The sequence below is a fragment of the Akkermansia biwaensis genome (assembly GCF_026072915.1).
Classification (GTDB): Bacteria; Verrucomicrobiota; Verrucomicrobiia; order Verrucomicrobiales; family Akkermansiaceae; genus Akkermansia; species Akkermansia biwaensis.
In genome coordinates this window covers 1793462-1813015 of record NZ_AP025943.1, presented here as the reverse complement: position 1 = coordinate 1813015, position 19554 = coordinate 1793462, and the positions used below count along the sequence as shown (strand labels likewise).

The following is a 19554-nucleotide window of genomic DNA, read 5'->3' as shown; positions in this document are numbered from 1 at the left end:
GCATGCCATTCCACATGTAAACTGGCAAAGTCAGAAGACGCTAAAAATTATGAGATTCTTCAAAACAGCATTATGTGTATCCGCTGCAATGGCATTCAGCGCCACTGCCAACGCCGAACTGAAAGTAGCTACAGTGGACGTGCAGAAACTCTTTGCCGACTACTACAAAACGCATGAAGCCCAGGCGGAAGTGGACAAGGCGGCGCAGGCAGTCCAGCAGGACAACAACACCCGTGCGGAAAGCATCAAGAAGATGGAAGCCGATTTCACCGAAATGGTCAAAAAGCTCCAGGACCCTTCACTGAATGAAAAGGACAAGAAAGACCTGGAACAGAAAGCCCAGATCACGCGCCAGCAGGCGATTGCCCTGGAACAGGAACGCCGCACTTATGTGGAACGCCAGCTCAAATCCCTTCAGGAACAAATGAAACTGCGTTCCACCAACATCATGGGTGAAATCACCAAGGTTGCGGAAGGCATCGCCACCAAGAGCAACTACGACCTTGTTCTGGACAAGAGCGCCCAGGCTCTCCGTTCCAACAACGTCTTCGTTTACACCAAGCCCAGCATGGACATCACCCCCACCGTGATGAAGGAACTCAACAAGGACGCGCCCGCGGGCTTTGATCCCACCAAGAAAAAGACCCCGGCCGTTCCCGCCGCGCCTGCAGCCCCGGCCAAGTAACCCTTGACATTCCCCCCGGGAAGGCGGAATCATATCCCCATGAAGCTTTCACTTGAAGCCGTGGCCGCCCTCACCGGGGGAACAATCCTCTCCGGCGACCCCGAACTGAACGTGTTCGGGGTCGCTTCTCTTCTCGATGCCACCCCGGAGGAAGCCTCCTTCCTGGGCAACGAGAAATACTTTGAAGACTTCCTGCACACTTCCGCGGGAATTGTCCTGGTGCCTCCGGGACTGCCCAAATATCCGGAAAACGTCGCCTTCGTAGAAGTAGCCAACCCGTCCATGGCCTTCAATGCCCTGGTCAAATACTTCAAGGCTTCCTCCTATAAGTTCGTGCCCGGTATTCATCCCACGGCCATCATCGACCCTTCGGCGAAAATCAATCCGGATAGGGTCCGGGTGGGAGCCTATACCTGCATTGGCGCGCACTGCGAAATAGGCGACGGCACGGACATAGGCAATGCCTGCCAGATCGGCGACAGCGTCACAATGGGGGAAAACTGCCGCCTGCACGCCAACGTCACCATCCGCGAGCGCTGCAAGCTCGGCAGCCGCGTCACCATCCAGCCCGGCGCCGTCATCGGCTCCGACGGCTTCGGCTTCCTGATGGGGGACAATGGACGCTATGTAGGCATCGACCAGGTAGGCATCGTGGAACTGGGAGACGATGTGGACGTAGGCGCCAACACGACGATTGACCGCGCCCGGTTCGGCCGCACCGTCATCGGGGAAGGAACCAAGATAGACAACCTCGTCCAAATCGGGCACAACGTTGTGGTGGGCAAGCACTGCATCATTGTCGCACTGTCCGGAATTGCCGGCAGCACCCATGTGGGGGACTACGTCACCATCGCGGCCCAGGTAGGCATTGCCGGCCATCTCAAAATTGGTTCAAAATCCACGCTGGCGGCACAAACGGGCGTTACCGCGGACATTCCGGAAAACGCAGCCTACTGGGGCACTCCCGCCTCACCCTTCAAGGATGCCTGCCGCCAATTTGCGGCCCTCAGGAAACTTCCGGCCCTCATCAAGGAAGTCCATTCCTTCAAAAGGAAGCTGGATTCATCCGGAAACTAGGCAGGAACAAAGCAGCCGGGGACGGAGCCGCACAAGCTCCATCCCTCTGTAAACACTGTTCAGGCCTGCCCCGTTCCCCAGCGGCGGTGAAGGAACCGTTCCAAAGGTGAAAACAGAATCTTGTCCGACAGGAGCCCGATCACCACGATCACGAACATGATGCCCACCACCTGCTCCATCGCGTTCAGCTCACGCCCATAGTGCAGAAGCTGCCCCAGGCCGAACCCGGTCAGAATGGGCACGAAAATCTCCGCCGCCATCAGGGAGCGCCATGCGAAAGCCCAGCCCTGTTTCATGCCGCTCACCACAAACGGGGCGGAAGCGGGCAAGGTAACGTGGATCAGGCAGTAAATGGGCCCGGCACCCATCGTGCGGGCGGCCCTGGCATAAATGGGCGGCACGTTCCGCATGCCGTTGGCCGTAGCCAGGATGACGGACCACAGGGTACCCATGATCACCACAAACAGCATGGCGGACTCTGTCTGCCCGAACCACAGGGTGGCCAGAGGAACCCAGCACACGCTGGGCAGAGCCTGGAACCCTAGGGAAACCAGGCCCAGCGTATTCTGCATCAACTGCAACCGGGAACACAGCATGCCGAGGGGAATCCCCATCACCAGGCCGATGCCGTAACCCAGCCCCAGCCTCTTCACCGTAATCCAGGAAGCTTCCTCCAAAGCGCCGTCCGCAAAGGATGAGCGCAGGTATTCCCAAACCTCCAGCGGAGAGGGGAACAAATAAGGCTTCCAGACCTTCTCATCGCTCAAATACTGCCATACCCAGATGACGACAATGAAAAACACGAGCGAACACGCGTGGGCTCCCCATTTGGACCATCTGTTCCTGTTCATTTCGCAGCTCCTTTCAAATCACGGGTGATGCGGGACGACAACAGAGCCAGCTCCTGGCTGTTGATATCCCTGGGATGGGGCAAATCCACGGAATACTCCTCGCAAATTCGTCCCGGATGCGGAGTGAACAAAATCACGCGGTCCCCCAGGCACACGGCTTCCCGCATATTGTGGGTAACAAAAATAATCGTCATGCCCCACCTGAGGTGGATATCCTGAATATCCTGATAAAGCTGCTCCCGGGTCATGGCGTCCAACGCGCCGAACGGTTCATCCATCAGCAAAATGCGGGGATTCGTCGCCAGCGCGCGGGCCAGGGCCACGCGCTGCTTCATTCCCCCGGAAAGCTCGTGAATGTGGGCGTGCATGCAATCCTGAAGCCCCACCAGCTCCAGATTCTTCTCTGCAATGGCCATGCGCGCGCTGCGCGTTAGACCGGGTACCAACTTCAGGCCGAACATCACATTCCCCAGCACGTCCAGCCACGGAAACAGGGCGGACTCCTGAAACATCACGGTACGGTCCCGGCCCGGCCCGCTCACGGGAACACCGTCCAGTTCCACCGTGCCGGAAGAGGGGAACTCAAGCCCGGCGATAATATTCAGCAAAGTAGTCTTTCCGCAGCCGCTGGGGCCTACCAGGCAAACGAACTCCCCGGCCTTGATATTCAGGTTGATGCCCTCCAGGGCCTCCACCTTCCCTCGCCGTCCTTCAAACACCTTGGACACTCCGGCGATGCGCAGCTTGCATCCGCCCGGCCCGCAATGCTCTTCTCCCATAATCATCCCTGCGTTTCCTCCTTCATGGCCAACTGTTTCTCCTCTACCGCCTCCGGTGTCACCAAGCCGGAAACGTCGGGAACCTCCTTCATGAATCCGGCATGATAGGCGTCCTGCACAAACTGCTGCAACTTGGGGATGGAAATCTTGTCCTTCATGTGAATGCTCTTCCATGCCCGGGCAATCAATTCCGGTTCAATCCTGGAATGGGTAAGCTCCTCCAGCTCCTTCACCACGATGGCCTGGGCCTCCTTCGGATTCTCCCGTATCCACTGGTTCAACTCTTCATGCGCCTTCACGACGGCCTGCGCCACTTCGGGCTTCTCCTTTAAAAATTCAGACCCGCACACCAGTACCGTGGCTATGGACTCCTTTTCGTCCACCAGCACCTTCCCTTTGGCCATCATCACCAGGCGGCTCACCCAGGGCTCCACCGTCCAGACACCGTCCAGCTTCCCCTGGCGGAACAGGCTCAACTGCTCCGGATTGGGCGTAGGAAGAATCTTCACGTCCCCGCCGCGCTGCGTCACATGCAGGCCGCCGCGGGAAAACCAGGCACGGGCGGAAACATCCTGCGTATTGCCAAGCTGGGGCGTGGCTATCACCTTGCCGCGGAAATCCTGCGGTTCCTTCAGGGCGGAATCCTGCGGCACCACCAGGGAAGCGCCCCCTTCCACGGCTCCGGCGATCATCCTGATATCATGGCCGCGGGAACGGACAAACGCGTTGATGGCGGGACTGGGGCCCACATACGTCAATTCAATGGACCGGGCAAATATCGCCTCCATCGCGCTGGGCCCCGCGTTGTACACATACCAGTTGATCTTGACATCCTTCCCGGTGGCCTTCTTCACGCGCTCTTCAAACCACCCGTTCCCCTGCCGGGAAAAATGGTGGGCCACCAGGCCCTGCACATGCGTCACATTCGGAAAATGGCCGAAATTCAATTCAATCACATTCGTATCCTCTTTCTTCCCGTCCCGGCAGGAAACGAGAGGCAGGCAGAGGGAGGCGGCCAGGAACAACAGGGGGAATCTTGAAAAAAGCATGAGGTATCAGAAAAATGGTTGTAGGCTCACGGCATCTTGGCCGCACCCTTTCAGGCTCCGACTAGCAGAAAAAGACATCTGAGGCAAGTTTCCGCATGTGACGACTTTTTCACAATGGACAGCCGGATTGCCGATTCTGTTGAAAAACTCCCCCATTCTGCAACCCGCAAAATCCGGTCTATTGACAAGGACGTGCGTTCCCGCTACAAAAAAGCGCTATTTGCCCCTCTATGCCGAACAAAACGCACCAGCCGCATTTCGGAACATGGCTCAACCTGCCTCCGCCCGGGGACGAACGGGTGGGCCCTGCCGTCAAATACAGATGCACCCTTCTGCTGCTCCTTTACTGGGGTATTCTGTCCGCTGTGCCGCAGGCAGGAAACAATGTGATGGAAGTTGGCCCCTCCTTCTCTCCCTGGATAGCGGCTCTAGAGCTTACCCCCTTCATCCTTGTTCCGGCATTCCTGTGCCTCGTCCCCCGTACGGGGTCCCAATGGAGGGCCCTGATGATTGCCGCGTATGCGGGACTGGCGCTGTGCCTGTTGCTGAATCTGTCGCTTCCTTCGCACGGCTCGTGGGGAGACCTTCCCCTGGCGGGTCCCTACGGCACGCTTGCCTGGCCCGCAGACGGCCACCGCGAATGGCTCATTACGCTCCCCCGCTTCTCCTCCTTCTGGAGCCTGCTCATCTATGTATCCCTTTCCAGCGCCGGAACCTCTCCCATCCTGCGCCTGCTGGCGCTCGTCTGGTGGTTCCTGCTATGCCTGGCCCCCATCAATACTGGAATAATGGGATACGCGGACTTGCTGGGCCCCCTGGTTATCATCGCCGCCATTCTGGCTTGCATGCACCTGGCGGACAAACGCAACGCCTGACACGGCATGCCGTTCCTGCCGGAAAGGCAAAGACCATCTTCCCGTTCCTGCGCAATGGGGAAAAATCCAGCCTTCCCGGTTGAAAAACTCTCCCGCAGTCCGGCAAAGGAGAATACTGTTTCCATCGCCATTCCTCTGCCGCGGAACCGGACATGGCGCGGACGGCTCAATGTCAAAGGGCTGTTCCACACCCGGTGAAACAGCCCTTTTCCAAGTTCATTCCAAGCATCCTCTACTTCCAGATCACCTCAAAAATATTCACGGAAGTATCCTTCTTGCCCGTAAGGCCGATAGCCTTGACCGGCTTCTTGACGGACTTCAAATTCAAGGTGGTCACTTTTTTCCCCTTGCCCAGACTGCCCACGGGAACCCAGCGGCCATCCGCGCCGCAAGCCTGAACGGTAGCTTCCCTGCCGTCCGACAGGACGATGGCCGAATTCGCCCGCGGAGAAGTGCAGGGAATCTCCACCCGCTCCGGGGACAACTCCACGGGCAGGAACGTAGCCAGGTTGAAATCGCCGGCCGCGCCGCTGTTGCCGTCCTTCTTGCCCTTGTTGGCAAGATTGAGCTTGAACTCTTCCAGCGTCACCTCCTGCGGGGATGAACCGGCATTCACCAGCTTGACTCCTTTCACCACTCCGCCGATCTCTGCGGAGCCGTCCGCTTTCAGCGGCACTTCCGTCCACCCCTTCCCGTCCATGGAAATAAACAGTTTGGCCCACTTCATATCCGGCGTCTTCAGATTGATGGACGCGGACTCCACAGCCGCTCCGGCAGGAATTTGAAGCCCCAGAGACTTCCTGGGAGACAGCGGGTGCACCTCCATGATGCGCTTCAGGGAAATATCCCTGTCCCCGGTCTCAGCCACGGCGCTCTTGAAAGCGGGAGCGTCCGTCAGCACGGAAGGAGCGGCGGGGGCGTTCACCTTAAAATCGCGGATGGCCGTCCACACGTCAGACTTGCCGCCGGGAACGCCCTGCACCGTGGCACGGTAGCGCACAAAGCGGCCTTTTTTCCCACTACCCTGGTATTCCACGCGCACGCCGCTCGTTTCCGGCATCAGGGGCGACCATGACTGTCCGTCCATGGATACTTCCAGTTGTCCCTTGTTTACGGCATCCTTGTCAGAATCATTCCGGCCCATCACGATGGAAACGGTGCGTATCTCGCGGGGAACGCCCAGGTCCACGCCGAAAAAGTCGCCCTTCTTCTGCACTTCCTTGCAGTAAAAATAGGATTCGGGATCGTCATCCAGCATCTTTTCAATGCCGTTCTTCAGCTTGGTGGAAACGTAGGGCTTCACCCGCCCCACGGCCTGACCGCTCACACGGGAAAGCACGGGAGTGGACCCCAGGTCCAGCAACTCGCGCACGGCGGGGGCCATCACCAGTTCGGACGGCTTGACGGCCGTCTGCCACGGGGAATTCTTCTTGGTCACCTCCGTCACGTGCTTGTTGATGGCCTTGCTGATCTCCTTGCTGTAGCGCTGCATCTCCGCCAGCAGGCAGGCGGCCTCCATGGCGTAATTCAATGCCGCGGAGGAATTCCCCGCCTCCGTGGCCTCCAGCATCTGCATGCTGTTCAACCCCGCCTTGCCGAGGGATTCAAACTGGATCAGCCAGGGCTCTACTTCCGCGACAAAGGCGGGATTGTTCGACTTGGCCCGGATTACGTCCGGAGCCTGGGCCATCTTGGAAAACTCGGCCTTCAGGCGTTCAAACGCCTTGCTGTCCGCCACCTTAGCGCCGCGGCGGCACTGGTCCAGCACCTGTTCCACCACGGGGGCGATCTCCACGGACTCCTCCTTGCGGTAATTGTGCCCGCTCGGACCGCCGTCGCTATTGTGGTTGGCAAACGTCTGCATCGCGGAGGCGCAACCGGGGAACAAAATGCGGATGCTGTCCTTCCACGTCTTGTCGGAATCATACGCTTTGGCGTTCCAGGTCATGTTCGCCACGCTGAACAGGGAAATCTTGGAGGCCTCCGGCTTGTCCATCGGATTGGAGGCAAACCCCTGCATGTACGGCATGGCATCCGCATCCACGCCGTAAGTGCGTCCCAGGAACAGGGCATGGCGGACGTAATCCGTTACCGGGAAATTCCACCAGATGAAAGCGGGTCTCTGCAAAAACTTGTTGATTCCCTTCAGGGCCGGGGTGCGGATATCGCTCACGATGCCGGACCCCGTCCACATGATGCCGATATCCTTGTCCAAATGTTCTCCCATCACCTCGTGATAACGGCCTCCGCCGCCGGAATACGCCGTGGGGCACACGATCAGCGGGGTTACGTCCGGCTTCTTGTGGATAAACTCCTTGTTCAGGTAATTCAGGAACTCCACCTGGCCTTCAGGCTTGGCACCCTCCCCGCCAATGTCGTCAAAAAACACGGCAAAGGAGCGGAACCCCAGATCATACATCATCTCAAACTTCTTCACGGCCGCCTTCCGGTCCGCCTCTCCCCAGTGAATATCCGCACCGGGGTGCACGGCCCAGACGAAATTCACCTTGTTTTCCTTCGCGATCTTCACCAGCTCCTTCAAATCCTTGGCCATATCCGCCGGATAAGGTTCCCGCCACCTCTTGGAAAAACCGTGAAACACGTCGTCCTTCGGGCCGTAGATGTAGGTATTCATCTTGTACTTCCCGTAAAACTTGAACTGGCTGATGCGGCCTTCCTGCCCCCACGGCAGCCCGTAAAAACCTTCAATAGTGCCGCGGAACGGAACATCCGGCCAGTCCAGAACCTCCACCTGCGGAATCGTCACGCCGGAGGGCGTCTTCTCCGCCAGTTGAAGCAGGGTCTGGGCCGCGTAAAACAGACCCTCGTCGTCATACCCCGTCATCCGGATTCCCTGCGGTGTCACGCTCAGGGAATAGGCGCCCGCCTTCTGCGGAATATTCCCGGCAGGCTTCTTGCTTCCCTTGATGATGGACATCTGAACGGGCAGCCCGTTCGGAGACAGCGCGAACATGCTCTTCAACGCGTTCATGGTGGGGGCATCCTTGGCGCCGATCAGCTTCAGCGCGGGGACCGTTACGGAACCGCCGCTCCTGGTCATCTTCTGGGGAATGGGGTACACCGGCATCCTGGACGCTTTTTTCGCGTGACCGGATGCGGCCGCGGATGAAGTGGAGGGGGCGGAAGACTGGGCAAACAGAGGCAGGGCAAGCCCGGCTCCGAGCGCCGTGACCGCCATCATGGATCGGAAGGGAATCAAGTTCATAAGTGTAAAATAAAAGCCTGTACGGGACAAGTCCACGTAAATACGGACCAATCGCCTCACTTCTAGCAGGATGGCCCCTGCATGTCAAATTACTTCGCCCCGGTACGGAAAGCTGCCCATCGTAACGACTGTGTCATGAAAACTGAACCCATTCCTGCGGGCATCGCTCCTGCGGCCCCCGTCCCCTCCATGCGTACTCCGGTCTGTACCGCCATACGCGCCGCAGAAGGAGTCAATTCCCGAAGCGGAAAAAACGAAAACACATTCGAGAGCAACGAACCGGGCAGGCGGACGCCCCGGAAAGGAATACTGAAAATGAACTCAGAAATTGTTCTTCTTCAACCCCTGGCAGGGAAAAATCCGGAAATATCGAAATAGACGACCACTTCCTTGCCTTTTTTCGTCCTGATCGTAATCACATCATAGAACTTCCCTTCATGCTGGACAAGCCCCTGCTGGAGCTTTTCATAACTCCCGTATTTCTTCTTAAGCCATTTCCCTTCGGCAGGGACACCATCCATCGAACTTGTTGCGCCAACGATCACGACGGCCTTTTCAAAGCTGGAACCGTCTCCGCCTTTATAAGTAATACGAGAGGCTGCCTCTTTTTTCCCTACCTTCGCGGGCATAGCTGGATCTTCGGTTTCGGCAACGGCGCACAGGCCGGGGACCAGCGCAAGAAATAAAACGGGCAGCAAGGTTTTCATACTCTATGAGATATAAGAAGCGCTCATTCCCATGTAAAGTTTTTTAAGACAAGAACATCCGCATGGCCGCATCAGGAAACGGCATACGGGAAAACATAGCAACAAATCCCTGCCTCCTTTCACCTGCGGAACCATTCCTGACCTACAACCGCGCCGCCACTTCGTTTAAAGTCCCGACACGGGCCGTGGCGCAAGTCGGCCCATTTCCGGAGGAAAACAGAAAATTCCGTCCCACGCCGGCGGAAAGGGCTGCCCGAATATCCCGTTCCCGGTCGCCGACGGACACGCAGGATGCCATATCCAGGCCGTGTGCGGTACAGGCTTTCAAAAACAGGCCCGGATTCGGCTTCCGGTCGGGATGGCCGTCATCCACGCTGGGGCAGTGGAACACGTCCGCAATCTCCGCCCCGGCGTTGCGGAACACCTCCTTCATGTAATCCGTCAGCCGTAAAAAATCCTCTTCCGTAAACATGCCGCGGCCTATGCCGGACTGGTTGGTCACCACGATCACCAAATACCCCTTCTCCTTCGCCCGGCGGCAAAGCTCCAGAATTCCCGGCACCAGTTGAAAATCCTCAATGCGATGCACATACCCCCCGTCCACATTCACCACACCGTCCCGGTCCAGAAACAGGGCTTTACCGTCCATACATCTCCTGCTCAACCAGCTCGCAGACCAGATGGCCCACGGCAATATGCATCTCCTGAATATTATTCGTGGCATCGGAAGGAACGGCAATGCAGAAATCCGCCTGCTCCTTCATGGCGCCTCCGCCCCGCCCCGTAAGGGCTACGGTTCGGATGCCCATGCTCCGCGCCAGCTCCATCGCCAGCACGATATTCCGGCTGTTGCCACTGGTGGAAAGCCCCACCAGCAGGTCTCCTGCACGCCCCACGCCTTCAAGCTGCCGGGCAAACACGGTATCATACCCGTAATCATTCCCTACGGCGGTCAGAATGGACGTATCCACCGTCAGGGCCAGGGCGTTCATGGCCGGACGGTTCAACTTGTAGCGCCCCACCAATTCCGCAGCCAGGTGCTGGGAATCCGCGGCGGATCCGCCATTGCCGCAGAACATGATCTTGTTCCCGGCCCGAAGGGTATCCGTGCAGACGCGCGCCACCGTTTCAATATCCCCGGACAAAGCGGCCAGTGCCCTGAAATTGTCCGCTATCCCTAAAATCTGTTCCCTGATGTAATCGCTCATTCCGGTCTCTTCTTCATGCGGTTGATAATATCGGTGGAGGAAAAACCCTCCAGCCGGGGCAACTCAACGGCCCTGCCCCCATAGGACACCACATACTGCCCTTCCGGCCAGCGTTCCAGAGGGTACCCCTCCTTGGCAATCACGTCCGGACGTAGCTTCTCGATCAGCGGAAGCGCGGTATCCTCGTCGAAAAGAACCACGTAATCAATGAAATCCAGAGACGCCAGCAACAGGGAGCGGAGTTCCTCGTTATTAACGGGCCGGTTCTCTCCCTTCAGTCGTTTGATGGAAGCATCCGTATTCAGTCCCACAAAAAGCACGTCGCAGGCCTCGCGCGCCTTCATGAAGGAATGCAGGTGGCCCAGATGCAGAAGATCAAAACAACCGTTCGTAAACCCCACCACCTTCTTTTCCTTCCGGAAGCGCTCCGCCAGTTCCGCAGCGGCTTCCGCCGTCAGGATATTGTTCCGGTGATGCCAGGAGGAAACCTTGCGGGCTTTCTCCTCCAGCGCTTCTTTCAACTCCCCCCCGGTCACGCTTGCCGTGCCGAACTTGCCCACCACTATTCCGGCGGCCACATTGGACACGACCAGCGCCTCCGGCACCGTGGCACCCGCCGCCAGGGCCGCTCCCAGGCTGGCCAGGGAGGTATCTCCTGCCCCGGATACGTCAAACACCTCGCGTGCCTCCGTGGGAATGCACACAAAATCGGCGGGATTAGAGGAGGGAATGAAAATCATGCCGTGCTCGCTCAAAGTCACGAGCAAATTCTCAATGCCGAACTCGTCAAACAACCTCGCGGCGCCTTCCAGGGTAGCCTTCTCCCACCCCGGAGCGGAGGGATTCAAACAAACCCCCGTGGCCTCCTGGAACTCCTTCATATTCGGCTTCACCAAAGTAGCCCCGCCGTAACGGGAATAATCCGCTCCCTTGGGATCCACGATGACGGGCTTTCCGGCCGCACGGCACCGGGCAATCACGGCGGGAGCGGTTTCCCCGTCAAACAGGCCCTTGCCATAATCGGACAAAAGCACCAGATCGGCGTCCGGCAGGCAGGCGTCAACCCGTTCCAGGAACCTGGCGGCCAGTTCCGGCGCCATCTTCAACTCCTGCTCCTGGTCCGCCCTCAGCAAATGATGTTTTCCCGCCACAAAACGGATCTTCACCGTCGTCTCGTAATCCCGGCACTCCACCAACTCAGGGGTGCAGCACGTATCTTCCAGAAAAGCCTTCACCTGCCGTCCATTCGCATCGTCTCCCACCACGCTGACAAAAGTGGTCCGGCACCCCAGAGCGCACAAATTGGACACCACGTTCCCCGCGCCGCCCAGCATGCGCGTCTCCCTGTCCATCCTCATGATGGGAACGGGTGCCTCCGGAGAAATCCGGGTGACGCTGCCGTACAGAAACTTGTCCAGCATCACGTCCCCGATGCAGAGAATGCGCACCTGGGGAAATCCATCAATCAATGTATGCAGCCGGTTCATGGAGACGTTTCTTTCTACCATGCCCCGCCTGATAAGGCAAGGACAGTTGAAAACCGGCGGGAAACCGGGAAAAAGGCAAAATCCCCGTCTCCCCGGACTGCCTGCGGCATCTCCCTGCCCCCTCCGGACCGCAAAAAATGGGTCAGTCACGATAAAAATCTTGACCTCCAGGCGGGAAAGCACTACCTATTGTCTCCCGTTCCCGGACGAATAGAAAAAGGAAAATAAATCATGCGTGAAGTTACCGTAAGAAAAGGTGAACCTATCGATCGCGCTCTCAAGCGCCTCAAAACCAAGCTGGACGTCGAAGGCATTCTTGACGAAATGCGCCGCCGCCGTGCCTTTGAAACCCCGATGGACGAACGCCGCCGCAAGGCCCGTTCCGCCAGCAAGCGCAACAAAGTGAAATGGCGCTTCAACAACAAGAGCGAAGAAGCCGCCGTCGAAACCGCCGAAGCCGCTCCCGTTTCCGCTCCTGAAGCTTAAATCTCCATTGGTTCGGGAATAGAACCTCTTTCAATAAGGGCAACCCTTCTCCAAGGTTTGCCCTTTTTGCTTACCTCAGCAACATGAATCAATCCGCCCAGCTCTTCTCCCGCGCGCGCGCCGTCATACCGGGCGGCGTCAACTCCCCCGTCAGGGCCTTCCGCAACGTGGACGGCGATCCCTTCTTCGTCCAATCCGCCAAAGGCGCCTACATCACGGATGCGGACGGCCGCCAGCTCATCGACTACATCGGCACGTGGGGCCCCGCCATCCTGGGACACGCCCCGGAACCCGTCCTGAACGCCGTACATGCCGCCGTAAACCGGGGACTGGGCTATGGAATCCCCGCGCCGTCGGAGGTGGACATGGCGGAAATGATTGTCCGCATGGTGCCCTCCGTGGAAAAAGTGCGCATGGTCAACTCCGGCACGGAAGCCACCATGTCCGCCATCAGGCTGGCCCGCGGCTATACCGGACGCCGTAAAATCATCAAATTCATCGGCTGCTACCACGGGCACGTGGACTCCCTGCTCGTCGCGGCGGGTTCCGGCGCGCTTACCTTCGGGGAACCGGACAGCGCGGGCGTTCCCCGGGAAATGACGCAGCTCACCATCACCGTACCGTACAACGACCGGGAAGCCGTCAAAAAAGCCTTTGAACTCCATGGCCGGGACATTGCCGCCGTCATCCTGGAACCCTTCCCCGCCAACGCCGGCCTCTACTTCCCTCAAAACGGCTTCCTCCACTTCCTGAGGAAAATCACCCGCCAGTATGACTCCCTGCTCATCTTTGACGAAGTCATGACGGGCTTCCGCGTCGCCCCCGGCGGCGTCCAGCAGCTTCACGGCATCACGCCGGACCTCACCTGCATGGGCAAGGTCATCGGCGGCGGCCTTCCCGTGGGCGCCTTCGGAGGCCGGGCTGAAATCATGGACTGCCTTTCCCCGCTGGGCTCCGTGTACCAGGCTGGGACCCTCTCCGGAAACCCCGTGGCCATGGCGGCGGGACTGGCGCAGCTCCGGGAACTGCTGGAAGGAAACGCCTATGACCGCCTGGAGCAACTGGGGGCACGGCTGGAGGCAGGCATCCGGGAAGCCATCCGGAAACACGGCAGGAACTACACCTTCCACCGCGCAGGCTCCATGTTCTGCCTCTTCTTCACGGAAGAGGAAGTCTATGACCTGGACACAGCCCAGAAAGCCTCCAAGGCCCTCTTCAAACCCTTCTTCTGGAACATGCTGGAACAGGGTGTTTACTTTGCCCCTTCCCCCTATGAAACGGGATTCATCTCCCTGGCCCATACGGAAGAAGACATTGACCGCACGGTGGAAGCCGTGCATGCCAGCCTCTCCAGGCTCGGCTAACGCGTCACAACCGTTTCATTGCCCGTGGAATACGCCGACCTCCGGCGGCCGCAGTCCACGAATTGGAGTGACAGATGGTGCCCCTTCCCTTATAAGAATGGCATGAGACAGATGGCAGGTTCTGTTCTGCTCGCGTCCGTGGCGGCCCTCATGGCAGTTCCGCTGGCAGACGCGGAGGAGAGAACGATCCGACTTACAGAAGAGGAAAAACAGGAACTCAGGGAGGCGAACGAACGTCTGCTGCCCCTCACGTTCCGCTTCCTGTATGACTCCTGGCCTCTGGATATCATGTCCCCCGGTAAAATGCAGGAGGAATTCAACTCCATCCTGCAATGCTACCAAATGATGGAGCAATTCCGGGAAACGGGCAGGCTCCTTCTTCAGACTCCGGGCCGCAACACGCCCCTGCACCTCTGCATCGCCATGGGCCTGAACAAGCTGGCTGTCCGGATGATAGAAGCGGGAGCCCCCGTCAACGCCCAAACCGTTTTCCTGCATGACGGCATAAAGGACCCTGGAGACACGCCCCTCATCTGGGCATGTTCGGCGGGCATTTACCAGGACTCGGCGGCAGCGGACAGGCTCCCCGTGGTACAAGCCCTGCTCAGCCACGGGGCGGACCCCGATCTGCCGGGGACGGGAGGCATTACCCCCTTCATGTGGGCCGCCGTCCTCAACAACTCTGACCCGGAACAGGAAAAAATCGCGCTGGCCCTGCTGGACGCCGGCAACCCGGATCTCAAGCGCAGACTGAACGCCCATGCGCGCGGAACAGGATTCTCCAGCCTTTCCACGGCTATTCTCAAACGGTTGATCGAGGCAGGCTGCGATGTAAACGAACGTTTTTTTGTCAGCAAACAATCGCCCCTCCACTTGCTCTGCACCAGAGAAGAACCGCCGGAGCGAGTGATTCCGCTCATTGAACTCCTCATCAAGGCAGGAGCGGACCCCAACCAACTGGATGTGGACGGCCTGACGCCGCTGATGGCCTGCAATTCCCCGGAAATAGCCCTCTGCCTCATGAACAACGGCGCCAACCCCTCCCTCCGCAACGAAGACGGCCAGACGGCCTATGACTTCCACATGAAAAACGGGTATCGGGAAATTGCGGAAGCCATCAAAAAATGGCAGTCGGCACAGAAAAAAACTGCACGGGACCAGTAAAACACGGCATTTCGCGCTCATTCGCTCATCCCGCAGAAAATGAAGCCATAATCTCCCAAACGGAAAAAGCGCCCGCGGACAACATTCAAACCGCCTGTCCTTCTTCCCTCCCGTTTACAGGGAACCATCCAAGGACAGGACAAATACCCATCCCCATGCGGACTTGGCTGCAAACAGGGCAATCCTTGAAGCAACTTTCCGGAAAATTCAAATGTTTCCCGCAAAATTTAAGAAAACATATAACGGCCCCATCCACAATGTCCACAATGTCCACAATGTCCACAATGTCCACAATGTCCACAATGTCCACAATGTCCATGATGCCCATGATGCCCCGGCGGACGGCTGCTTGAACGGCCCAAAAAAGCCGCCTCCCCGAAGGAAGGCGGCTTTAAACATGGAAAAGCGGCTTACTTATTCTTCCGCTTCAATGCCTTCACCGATCATCTTGAGATCTTCCGGCATCTTGCCTGTAGCAAAGTAGCCTTCAATTTCTTCAAGAGAACGGCCCTTGGTTTCAGGCAGGAAGAAGGCCACCGTGATGAAGTACAGCACCGTAATGCCGCCCAGCGTAAAGAACACGCCGGAATAGCCGCAGCTTCCCACCCACGGGAGGAAGGAACCGGCAATCACCGTGGACACAAGCTGGTTGATCAGCAGGGCAATGGCCATGCCATTGGAACGGATGCGGGCAGGCATCAGCTCGGACAGGGCCAGCCAGACACAAACGCCCGGGCCCGTCGCATAAAAGGCGATGAAGATGATGAAGAAGGCAGTGACGCCCCAGCCCACCGAGGAATCCGGCTTTTCACCCAACTCCGCCTTCAGGATGGAAACGGGCTTCATGGCATAGCCGTCCTTGCCGGCTACGACCATCTTGTTGGTGGAATCCGGCACCGCCTTGATGACGGCCAGGGAGGCTTTGTCCTCTTCCTTCTTGATATCCTTGGGATCCTTCGTCAATTCGGAAAACTCCACGACGGAAAGCTGCGTGGAAGAACCCATCAGGAACTGATACCATGCGGGATTGGCTTCCGGCTGGTCGTAAGTGATGATCAGCTGCATCCTGTTGATATCCTTGTCCGTCATGCCATTCTTGGAAAGCAGGTCCTTGACGAATGTGGAATCAGGCGTGCGTTCCAGCTGCAGCGTACGGATGCTGTCCACTTCCTTGCCTTCTTCAAACTGCTTCTGGACGGCGGGACTCTGCTGCGCCAGCAGAGCCGCCACGTCGGAAGTCACGTCCTTGCGGGCCTTTTCCACATTATTGAACAGGAAACCGGTACCAAGCAGGCCCACCACAATACCGGCCGTGCCGATCTTGAGCAGGAACTTGCGGCCCTTGCGGTCCACCAGCATCATGGCGACGATGGTCATCAGGCAGTTTACCACCTTGATGGTGAAATCCGCCCAGTTGGCAGTCGTGCCTTCCAGACCAGCCTGCTGGAACACCTTCACGGAATAGTTCAGCACGGAATTGATACCCGTAGCCTGCGTGAATGCCAGCACAAGAACCGCCAGAATAAAGGGATATACATACTTGCGCTGAAGAAGGGATTCGCCGGAGGAACTCTGCTTTTTCAGCTCTTCCGCCTTCAGCTTCTCTTCCTCCTCAATATGAACCATTTCATCAAACACCTCCTGGGCGCGCACTTCCCCATAACTGCGGACGAGCACGGCCATGGCCTCATCCTTGCGTCCGCGGCGGAACAAATAACGGGGGGATTCGCTCAAACGGAAGGAACCGAAAAACAGGAACAGGCCGGGAATGGCGCACACCCAGAAAATGGCCTGCCAGGCAAACACCTTTGCGGAAGCCAGTTCTTCTTCGCTCACGCCGGAATCTTCCACGCCGCCCACGTATTTGGCGGCAAACAGACCTATCACAGCGGCAAACACCAGGCCAACCGTCAGCAGGAACTGGAACATCCCCGTGCCCTTGCCCCGGGACTCCGCACTCAGACATTCCGCCAGATACAGCGGAACCACCACGCCGACGATACCGGCGCTGGCGCCCTGCAGAATGCGGCCCAGCAGCATGATGCCGAACACTTCCTGAGACAGGCAGATCACGGGAATACTCAGCGTAAATAGGGCGGCGGCAATCGTAATCAAAGCCTTGCGCCCCATCTTGTCGGCCAGATAGCCCGCAAACAGGGAGGAAAGCACGCTGCCGAAAAGCACGGCGGCCACCACCTGGGAAAGCTGGGAGGGATTAAACCCGGCCGTCTGCTCAATGTAAGGGAGCGCAGCAGCAATGACGCCGACATCCACACCGTAGAGAAGGCCGCCCAAACCGGCCATGATGAGGAGGTAGCGCATGTACCGCTTGGCCGCATCCGGGACGGCGGCCTTCATGTTTTCTTGGTCTGTCATGGTCGTTGCATTCTAGTAAAATGACTTTGCTCCGCAACCAAAAAGAGGCCATTCCCACAAAAAACTGGCTCCCGGTGCTTTCCGTGTGATGGACAGCCCGCTCTCTCCCCCTGCCACAGGGCCATGGTTACGGAAAAATACGTCTTCTGGGAAGTGTCCCTCCCGGACGATCCCTGGCCGCATGGTTACTGCACGGCGGGAGAAGCTCCCTTCCCCAGCCGTTTTTCAATCAGGCTCACGGATAATTCCGCGCACAGCCGCAATTCATTGTCGGCATCATGGATGAGCTCCTTGAGCGCGGCGAGAGACGGTTCCGTCCCAATTTCCCCCAGAATACGCGCGGCGGAACGTTTCAGCACAAAATCATCCGCCTCATTCAGCACCTGGATGACAGCGGCCTCTCCCGTAGGGCCGATGGCCTTGCATTCCTCCTCCCACCTCTGGGGATCTTTCTTCCACTCGCTCAAAAGCATTCCGAATGCGCTCTCCTTTTCCGGACCGCGCAGCAAAAATCTCAACAGGGAGGAAGGAACCTCGCAATCAGCCTTCTTCAACTCTTCCGTAACATAATACACCACGCGCTGGGCCTCCGCATCCTGTTCCTCCGCCCATACGACCAGGGCGGAAGCCAGGGCAGTCACATACTCGGCATCGCGCCCCCACGGTTCCTTGAGCAATTCCACCAGCCTGGAGGAAACTTCATGGCGCAGCTTGTCGGGCTTCACGGCGGCAAGCCGCTTTGCCGCCGCAATAATGCGCCGGATATCCAGGGAAGACAGCTCCTTCAAATTCGCCAGCACGAAATACTGGTGACGTTCATCCTGAAGAGCGGCGGAAGCCGGGCGGGCCTCAAACTTGTCCCGGTTCAGGATCACTTCCACAAAAGACCGTTCCTTGTCCTCCAGCGTCACCTCTCCCAGCCTGGAGACGACATCTACAAACTCCTTGAACGTAATCGGCGTGGGTGTGATGACGAACAGACCGCCTCCCGTACCCTTCCGATCGTAAAACATCGGTTCGTCTCCGGACTGGGTCATCCGTTTCAGATAACTCTTCACCATGTCCCGGTTGGCTGCGTTGACGCCTACCACCCACAACCCCAGAACACCCTGGTCCTGCTTGCGGGCAATGGCGGAAAACAGGGGCCTCAGGTCTCCTTCCCCGTAATTCTGAACGGACGCTTTCTGTATAGTATCGGGAGGCAGGACCATGCTGCCGGCGTTGTCTTGAGGAGCTTCATCCTCCGGAGCCTGCCCGGAGCCGCTCCCGCCAAGCAGGGAGGGATTCACCTTGACGGGATACACATAGGGCAGTGAGGCGATGCCGCCGGCAAGCAAAAGCCCCAGGACAATAAACACCCCCTTGTGCCGGCGCCCTGAAAAAGCCATCAGCGTCCCGGCAAGACAGGCGAAAAACAAAGCGAAAGCCTTCTGTTGCGGCTGAAGCAGCAGGGAAAGGAAGGAGGTTCCATCCATCTCCGTAGAAGCATTGTAAAAAATCCATACGCAACCGGCTCCTATAAGCAGGGAAGCACCCAGGCACACCACTTGAATCAGCCCCGTTTCCATCACGGAGCTCTGAAAAACAGCCCCGCGGTCCTTCCCGAAATTGTCATCGGAGATCCCCCTCGCCCTGGCAAAAGGCTTTTTAGACATCAACTTTCCCCTGTCGCAAAGAAACTCATGCCCGCACTTGCTGCAACTCACCATGGACCCCTCCTCGGAAGAGGGGATATTGATATGCTGTTTACAGTTGGGACAGTTCAGATTCACTCCCCTTTAATATGATATTTTTGATTCTTTTGCAATACCCGTGTCGCAATCTTTTCTTCACGGTTTTCCGGACATGAATATTAAACAAAGTTCCCTGTTGATGCCATCCGCCGGAGAAAACTTCTTCCCGGACAAAAACATGGTCATTCCTTCTCTGGAAAACATGAACCATATCTTTATTGATAACATATCATTTAAAAACCGGGAAGATGGTACAGGCACAGACACGCATGCATCCCTCCACACCCCAGTTCCTGGGAGAAAAATTTGCCGTCTTCCCGGCTTTAAAACATGAAAATAGGTATTCCCAAAGAACCCTATATAATAACTATTTAAATATTTATATCTGCAACATAGATAAAAGACAAAAAATGTCGCACGCGGCAAATGCCTCACCCCACGTCATTCCGAGTGAACACGCTTGCAGAACGGAAGGTTTGGTAGTAGA

General features: G+C 57.7%; 17 protein-coding genes. 7 read left to right on the top strand and 10 right to left on the bottom strand.

The window, feature by feature from the left end; genetic code table 11:
* Nucleotides 1-88: 88 nt before the first annotated feature.
* Both OQH67_RS07395 and lpxD read left to right on the top strand, forming a co-directional pair.
* The gene (locus OQH67_RS07395; protein WP_067573889.1) at nt 89-685 is read left to right on the top strand and encodes an OmpH/Skp family outer membrane protein; all 597 of its coding nucleotides are present in this window, start codon (nt 89-91) and stop codon (nt 683-685) included.
* A gap of 39 nt (nt 686-724) precedes the next feature.
* On the top strand, nt 725-1762 hold the full coding sequence (gene lpxD / locus OQH67_RS07390) for a UDP-3-O-(3-hydroxymyristoyl)glucosamine N-acyltransferase (RefSeq protein ID WP_215435183.1): 1038 nt from the start codon (nt 725-727) through the stop codon (nt 1760-1762).
* A gap of 59 nt (nt 1763-1821) precedes the next feature.
* On the opposite strand, the gene OQH67_RS07385 is transcribed toward lpxD, so the two are convergent.
* From OQH67_RS07385 to OQH67_RS07375, 3 genes are read right to left on the bottom strand one after another with little or no spacing between them, the layout of a single operon-like run.
* Entirely contained in the window at nt 1822-2613 is a 792-nt protein-coding gene (locus OQH67_RS07385) for an ABC transporter permease (protein WP_215435182.1), read from the bottom strand.
* Nucleotides 2610-3398 carry an ABC transporter ATP-binding protein gene (locus tag OQH67_RS07380; RefSeq protein ID WP_215435181.1) on the bottom strand — a complete coding sequence of 263 codons (789 nt, stop codon included), beginning with the start codon at nt 3396-3398 and terminating at the stop codon, nt 2610-2612. Before OQH67_RS07380 ends, OQH67_RS07385 begins: the two co-directional genes overlap by 4 nt.
* A complete protein-coding gene (locus tag OQH67_RS07375) occupies nt 3395-4441 on the bottom strand; it encodes an ABC transporter substrate-binding protein (RefSeq protein WP_215435180.1) in 1047 nt (348 codons plus the stop codon). Before OQH67_RS07375 ends, OQH67_RS07380 begins: the two co-directional genes overlap by 4 nt.
* Nucleotides 4442-4671: 230 nt before the next feature.
* Between OQH67_RS07375 and OQH67_RS07370 the strand changes: the two genes are divergently transcribed.
* The gene (locus OQH67_RS07370; RefSeq protein ID WP_215435179.1) at nt 4672-5316 is read left to right on the top strand and encodes a hypothetical protein; all 645 of its coding nucleotides are present in this window, start codon (nt 4672-4674) and stop codon (nt 5314-5316) included.
* 232 nt (nt 5317-5548) lie between these two features.
* Here the strand turns inward: OQH67_RS07370 and OQH67_RS07365 are convergent, their stop codons facing one another.
* The 5 genes from OQH67_RS07365 to OQH67_RS07345 form a co-directional block, all read right to left on the bottom strand.
* Nucleotides 5549-8542: a glycoside hydrolase family 84 protein gene (locus OQH67_RS07365; protein WP_215435178.1), complete on the bottom strand. Its 2994-nt coding sequence runs from the start codon at nt 8540-8542 to the stop codon at nt 5549-5551.
* Between the two features lie 338 nt (nt 8543-8880).
* On the bottom strand, nt 8881-9249 hold the full coding sequence (locus tag OQH67_RS07360; RefSeq protein ID WP_215435177.1) for a hypothetical protein: 369 nt from the start codon (nt 9247-9249) through the stop codon (nt 8881-8883).
* Between the two features lie 142 nt (nt 9250-9391).
* Nucleotides 9392-9898, bottom strand: coding sequence for a D-glycero-alpha-D-manno-heptose-1,7-bisphosphate 7-phosphatase (locus tag OQH67_RS07355; protein ID WP_215435176.1), 507 nt, complete (start codon nt 9896-9898; stop codon nt 9392-9394).
* Complete coding sequence (gene gmhA, locus OQH67_RS07350; RefSeq protein ID WP_215435175.1) at nt 9888-10457, bottom strand: D-sedoheptulose 7-phosphate isomerase; 570 nt, start codon at nt 10455-10457, stop codon at nt 9888-9890. The genes OQH67_RS07355 and gmhA overlap by 11 nt, the downstream gene beginning before the upstream one ends.
* Nucleotides 10454-11944, bottom strand: coding sequence for a PfkB family carbohydrate kinase (locus tag OQH67_RS07345; RefSeq protein ID WP_215435257.1), 1491 nt, complete (start codon nt 11942-11944; stop codon nt 10454-10456). The genes gmhA and OQH67_RS07345 overlap by 4 nt, the downstream gene beginning before the upstream one ends.
* Nucleotides 11945-12175: 231 nt before the next feature.
* Between OQH67_RS07345 and rpsU the strand changes: the two genes are divergently transcribed.
* The 3 genes from rpsU (at nt 12176) to OQH67_RS07330 (ending at nt 14958) form a co-directional block, all read left to right on the top strand.
* Entirely contained in the window at nt 12176-12430 is a 255-nt protein-coding gene (rpsU, locus tag OQH67_RS07340; RefSeq protein ID WP_067573913.1) for a 30S ribosomal protein S21, read from the top strand.
* Nucleotides 12431-12513: 83 nt separating this feature from the next.
* Nucleotides 12514-13794: a glutamate-1-semialdehyde 2,1-aminomutase gene (gene hemL / locus OQH67_RS07335; RefSeq protein WP_215435174.1), complete on the top strand. Its 1281-nt coding sequence runs from the start codon at nt 12514-12516 to the stop codon at nt 13792-13794.
* Between the two features lie 102 nt (nt 13795-13896).
* Nucleotides 13897-14958: an ankyrin repeat domain-containing protein gene (locus tag OQH67_RS07330; protein ID WP_215435173.1), complete on the top strand. Its 1062-nt coding sequence runs from the start codon at nt 13897-13899 to the stop codon at nt 14956-14958.
* 414 nt (nt 14959-15372) lie between these two features.
* Here OQH67_RS07330 and OQH67_RS07325 read toward each other — a convergent pair whose 3' ends face one another.
* Together OQH67_RS07325 and OQH67_RS07320 are read right to left on the bottom strand one after the other, a co-directional pair.
* Complete coding sequence (locus tag OQH67_RS07325) at nt 15373-17334, bottom strand: MFS transporter (protein ID WP_215435171.1); 1962 nt, start codon at nt 17332-17334, stop codon at nt 15373-15375.
* A gap of 185 nt (nt 17335-17519) precedes the next feature.
* The gene (locus OQH67_RS07320; protein WP_215435170.1) at nt 17520-18989 is read right to left on the bottom strand and encodes a HEAT repeat domain-containing protein; all 1470 of its coding nucleotides are present in this window, start codon (nt 18987-18989) and stop codon (nt 17520-17522) included.
* Nucleotides 18990-19179: 190 nt separating this feature from the next.
* Here OQH67_RS07320 and OQH67_RS07315 point away from each other — a divergent pair, with 190 nt between their 5' ends.
* Nucleotides 19180-19401, top strand: coding sequence for a hypothetical protein (locus OQH67_RS07315; protein WP_215435169.1), 222 nt, complete (start codon nt 19180-19182; stop codon nt 19399-19401).
* Nucleotides 19402-19554: the final 153 nt, after the last annotated feature.

What these genes read in the sequence shown, in the direction of transcription:
- OQH67_RS07380 (WP_215435181.1), bottom strand. Translation starts at nt 3,398, where the DNA reads ATGATTATGGGAGAAGAGCATTGCGGGCCGGGCGGATGCAAGCTGCGC.
- gmhA (WP_215435175.1), bottom strand. Translation starts at nt 10,457, where the DNA reads ATGAGCGATTACATCAGGGAACAGATTTTAGGGATAGCGGACAATTTC.
- hemL (WP_215435174.1), top strand. Translation starts at nt 12,514, where the DNA reads ATGAATCAATCCGCCCAGCTCTTCTCCCGCGCGCGCGCCGTCATACCG.
- OQH67_RS07370 (WP_215435179.1), top strand. Translation starts at nt 4,672, where the DNA reads ATGCCGAACAAAACGCACCAGCCGCATTTCGGAACATGGCTCAACCTG.
- OQH67_RS07325 (WP_215435171.1), bottom strand. Translation starts at nt 17,334, where the DNA reads ATGACAGACCAAGAAAACATGAAGGCCGCCGTCCCGGATGCGGCCAAG.
- OQH67_RS07360 (WP_215435177.1), bottom strand. Translation starts at nt 9,249, where the DNA reads ATGAAAACCTTGCTGCCCGTTTTATTTCTTGCGCTGGTCCCCGGCCTG.
- OQH67_RS07365 (WP_215435178.1), bottom strand. Translation starts at nt 8,542, where the DNA reads ATGAACTTGATTCCCTTCCGATCCATGATGGCGGTCACGGCGCTCGGA.
- lpxD (WP_215435183.1), top strand. Translation starts at nt 725, where the DNA reads ATGAAGCTTTCACTTGAAGCCGTGGCCGCCCTCACCGGGGGAACAATC.
- OQH67_RS07355 (WP_215435176.1), bottom strand. Translation starts at nt 9,898, where the DNA reads ATGGACGGTAAAGCCCTGTTTCTGGACCGGGACGGTGTGGTGAATGTG.
- OQH67_RS07315 (WP_215435169.1), top strand. Translation starts at nt 19,180, where the DNA reads ATGAATATTAAACAAAGTTCCCTGTTGATGCCATCCGCCGGAGAAAAC.
- OQH67_RS07330 (WP_215435173.1), top strand. Translation starts at nt 13,897, where the DNA reads ATGAGACAGATGGCAGGTTCTGTTCTGCTCGCGTCCGTGGCGGCCCTC.
- rpsU (WP_067573913.1), top strand. Translation starts at nt 12,176, where the DNA reads ATGCGTGAAGTTACCGTAAGAAAAGGTGAACCTATCGATCGCGCTCTC.
- OQH67_RS07375 (WP_215435180.1), bottom strand. Translation starts at nt 4,441, where the DNA reads ATGCTTTTTTCAAGATTCCCCCTGTTGTTCCTGGCCGCCTCCCTCTGC.
- OQH67_RS07395 (WP_067573889.1), top strand. Translation starts at nt 89, where the DNA reads ATGGCATTCAGCGCCACTGCCAACGCCGAACTGAAAGTAGCTACAGTG.
- OQH67_RS07385 (WP_215435182.1), bottom strand. Translation starts at nt 2,613, where the DNA reads ATGAACAGGAACAGATGGTCCAAATGGGGAGCCCACGCGTGTTCGCTC.
- OQH67_RS07345 (WP_215435257.1), bottom strand. Translation starts at nt 11,944, where the DNA reads ATGAACCGGCTGCATACATTGATTGATGGATTTCCCCAGGTGCGCATT.
- OQH67_RS07320 (WP_215435170.1), bottom strand. Translation starts at nt 18,989, where the DNA reads ATGTCTAAAAAGCCTTTTGCCAGGGCGAGGGGGATCTCCGATGACAAT.